Here is a 3,421-nt window from a genome sequence, read left to right on the forward strand (position 1 = left end):
CGGAGCGCCCGGCCGCCGAGCGCGACGGCGCCGCGCACCCGGGCGCCGGGCGGCAGCGTCCCGAGCACGGCCTGCGCGGTGAGCGACTTCCCGGATCCGGACGCCCCGACGAGCGCGACGCGCTCGCCGGCGCTAATGCGGAGGTCGACGTCGTGCACGAGGGCGGCGCGGTCGAGGGAGACGGACAGGGAGCGGACGTCGAGGGCGGGATGCACCGGGCCTCCGTCCACGGACGCCCGGGGCCGGACGATCCGGGGGCGCTCCCGACGACCTTAGTGATACCCGTTCTCGATATCAAAACCGCGCCGGGGCTCGAGCCACGCCAGGGCTCGGGAGCCCACGGCGCGGCTCGAGCCCGGGGTCAGCCCCGGATGCCGCGCAGGAGCAGGGCCGTCGTCACCGCGGCCTCCGCCGCCTCGGCGCCCTTGTCCTCCTTCGAGCCCGGGAGCCCGGCGCGGTCCAGGCCCTGCTGCTCGTCGTCGAGGGTGAGGAGCCCGAAGCCGATCGGCTTGCCCGTGAGCAGCGACGCCTGCGTGAGGCCCGACGTCGCCGCGTCCGAGACGTACTCGAAGTGCGGCGTGCCCCCGCGGATGATGACGCCGAGCGCCACGACCGCGTCGGCCCCGGCGTCCAGCGCCGCCCGCGCGACCACGGGCAGCTCGAAGCTGCCGGGCACGCGGATCACCGTCGTGGTGACGCCGGCCGCGTCGAGCACGCGCCGCGCGCCCGCGAGCAGGCCCGCGCTGATCTCGTCGTGCCAGCGTCCGGCGACGACCGTGACGGCCAGCCCCGACCCGTCGAGCGCGGTGGGGTCGATCTCGGGTGCTCCGTGTCCGCTCATGCGGTCTCCTCCTCGGGGGCCGCGGGCGCGGCGGGTCGTGCGCCGGCGGGGCCGGTCGCGGTGGTGGTCGTGAGCCCGTCGGGCGCCTGCGCGTCCGGGTAGGCGTCGGATCCGATGCGCATGTCGGTGTCGACGACGACGGCCGCCGGCTCCTCGGCGAGGGCCAGGCGGTGGCCCATCCGGTCGCGCTTGGTGGCGAGGTACCCCGCGTTCGCGGCGGTGAGGCCGACGACGAGCGGCACGCGCTCCGTCACGCGCACGCCGTGGGCCTCGAGCTGCCGGACCTTCTCGGGGTTGTTGGTGAGCAGGCGCACGTCCTCGATCCCCATGTCCTGCAGGATCGCCGACGCCGCGCCGTAGTCGCGGGCGTCCGCCGGCAGCCCGAGGGCGATGTTCGCGTCGAGCGTGTCGAAGCCGTCCTCCTGCAGCCGGTAGGCGCGCAGCTTGTTGATGAGGCCGATCCCGCGTCCCTCGTGCCCGCGCAGGTACACGACCACGCCGCCCGCGTCCTGGATCTCGTCGAGCGCCGCGTCGAGCTGCGGCCCGCACTCGCACTTGAGGGACCCCAGCGCCTCGCCGGTCAGGCACTCGGAGTGCACGCGCACGAGCGTGCCGTGCGCGCTCGGGACCCCGGAGACGACGGCGACGTGGTCGGCGCCCGTCGTGCGGTCGCGGTACGCCCGCAGCTGGAAGGTGCCGTGCGTGGTCGGGACCGTGGTCTCGACCTCGAAGATGACGCGCGACGCCTCGGGGATCGCCACCGCCGGCTCGAGCGCCCGGTCGCAGTGGAACTCCTCCAGGTGCGCTTTGAGCGCCTCGATGGTGACGACCAGCACGCCCTCGGCCTCGCCGAGCGCGAGGAGCCCGGGCAGGCGCATCATCTCGCCGTCGTCCTGCACGATCTCGCTGATCGCGCCGACGGGCGTGAGTCCCGCGAGCGTGAGGAGGTCGACCGCCGCCTCCGTGTGGCCGTCGCGCTCGCGCACGCCGCCCTCCACCGCGCGCAGCGGCAGGATGTGGCCCGGCCGGTGCAGGCTCGTGGGCACGCTCTCGAGGTCCGCCAGCACGCGGAGGGTGTGCGCGCGGTCGGAGGCGCTGATGCCCGTGGACAGCCGGTCGGCCGCGTCCACGGACACCGTGTACGCGGTGCCGCGCGGGTCGCGGTTGTCGGCCACCATGAGCGGCAGCTCCAGCCGGTCGGCGATCTCGTTCGTCATGGGCGCGCAGATGAAGCCGGAGGAGTGCTTCACGAGCCAGGCCACCCACTCGGGCGAGGCGGACTCGGCGGCGAGCAGCACGTCGCCCTCGTTCTCGCGGCCCTCGTCGTCGACGACGATCACGGGGCGGCCGGCGCGCAGCTCCTGCAGGGCGGCGGGGATCCCGGCGAGGCTCATGAGCGGACCCCCGCGCGGTCGTCGCGAGCGCTCCCGTCGCGGCCGCGCGCGTCGAGCGCGAGCATGCGCTGCACGTGCCGGGCGAGCACGTCGGTCTCGAGGTTGACCTCGTCGCCGACCTCCAGCGCGCCGAGCGTCGTCGCCGTCAGGGTCTCGGGGATGAGCGACACCTCGAACCAGGCGTCGGCGTCGGCCGTGTCGGTGGGGCTGACCGCGCTGACGGTGAGGCTCACGCCCTGGACCGTGATCGACCCGCGGTCGACGACGAGCGGCGACAGGTCGGCCGGCAGCGAGAAGCGGAGGATCCGCCACGCCTCGCCGGGGGTGGTCGCGAGGAGGCGGCCCGTGCCGTCGACGTGGCCCTGGACGATGTGGCCGCCCAGCCGGTCGCCGACGCGCGCGGCGCGCTCCAGGTTGACGTGCCCGCCGACGGCGAGCCGCCCGAGCGAGCTCATCACGAGCGTCTGCCGCATGACGTCGGCGGTGAAGCCCCCGGGCGTCTGCGCGACGACCGTGAGGCACACGCCGTCGACGCTGATGGAGTCGCCGTGCCGGGCGTCGGACACCGCGAGCGGCGCCTCCACCGTGATCCGGGCGGAGTCGCCCTCGGCGTCGAGCGCGAGGACGCGTCCGCGCTCCTCGATGATCCCTGTGAACATCACTGGCCTTCCGTGGTGGGTCGCGCGGTCACGAGGAGGTCGTCCCCGAGCCGTGTCGTGCTGATGAGGGTGAGTCGGTGGGCGGCCGGCATGCTCGGCACGCCGAGGTCGCCGGTCGCGGTGCGGGGGCCGCCGAGGAGCACGGGCGCGAGGTAGGCGACCACCTCGTCCACGAGCCCGGCGGCGACGAGCGCGGAGACGATCGTGGGACCGCCCTCCACGAAGACGTGCCGGATCCCGCGACGGCCGAGCTCCGCGAGCGCCGCGGCCGGGTCGTGGCCCGCGATGCGGATGAGCCGCCGCGGGTGGCGGTGCACGGCCGCGTCGTCCGGGATCGCGCGGTCGCCCAGCACGACGGGCGCGGGCTGGTGCGGGTACGGGATCCCGTCGGGCCGCCGGGCGGTGAGCGCGGGGTCGTCGGCGAGGACGGTGCCAGTGCCCACGAGGATCGCGTCGGCCTCCGCGCGGCGCCGGTGCACGTCCTCGCGGGCGGCGGGGCCGGTGATCCAGCGGCTGGTGCCGTCCGC

5 protein-coding genes are annotated in these 3,421 nt (G+C 75.7%); all 5 read right to left on the reverse strand.

The annotated features are described in order from the left end of the window. Positions 1-215: ATP-binding cassette domain-containing protein (locus Q6969_RS14335; RefSeq protein ID WP_317231047.1), on the reverse strand; the 215-nt coding region annotated here is incomplete at its 3' end. 146 nt (positions 216-361) lie between these two features. After that, on the reverse strand, positions 362-841 hold the full coding sequence (gene ribH / locus Q6969_RS14340) for a 6,7-dimethyl-8-ribityllumazine synthase (protein WP_317231048.1): 480 nt from the start codon (positions 839-841) through the stop codon (positions 362-364). Continuing rightward, the gene (ribA, locus tag Q6969_RS14345) at positions 838-2,235 is read right to left on the reverse strand and encodes a GTP cyclohydrolase II (RefSeq protein ID WP_317231049.1); all 1,398 of its coding nucleotides are present in this window, start codon (positions 2,233-2,235) and stop codon (positions 838-840) included. Before ribA ends, ribH begins: the two co-directional genes overlap by 4 nt. Then, positions 2,232-2,894: a riboflavin synthase gene (locus Q6969_RS14350; RefSeq protein ID WP_317231050.1), complete on the reverse strand. Its 663-nt coding sequence runs from the start codon at positions 2,892-2,894 to the stop codon at positions 2,232-2,234. Before Q6969_RS14350 ends, ribA begins: the two co-directional genes overlap by 4 nt. Continuing rightward, the coding region (locus Q6969_RS14355; RefSeq protein WP_317231051.1) for a RibD family protein at positions 2,894-3,421 on the reverse strand (528 nt) is incomplete at its 5' end. The genes Q6969_RS14355 and Q6969_RS14350, both read right to left, overlap by 1 nt.

It is taken from the genome of Clavibacter sp. MX14-G9D (assembly GCF_032917815.1).
Taxonomy (GTDB): Bacteria; Actinomycetota; Actinomycetes; order Actinomycetales; family Microbacteriaceae; genus Clavibacter; species Clavibacter michiganensis_K.

What these genes read in the sequence shown, in the direction of transcription:
- Q6969_RS14350 (WP_317231050.1), bottom strand. Translation starts at nt 2,894, where the DNA reads ATGTTCACAGGGATCATCGAGGAGCGCGGACGCGTCCTCGCGCTCGAC.
- ribA (WP_317231049.1), bottom strand. Translation starts at nt 2,235, where the DNA reads ATGAGCCTCGCCGGGATCCCCGCCGCCCTGCAGGAGCTGCGCGCCGGC.
- ribH (WP_317231048.1), bottom strand. Translation starts at nt 841, where the DNA reads ATGAGCGGACACGGAGCACCCGAGATCGACCCCACCGCGCTCGACGGG.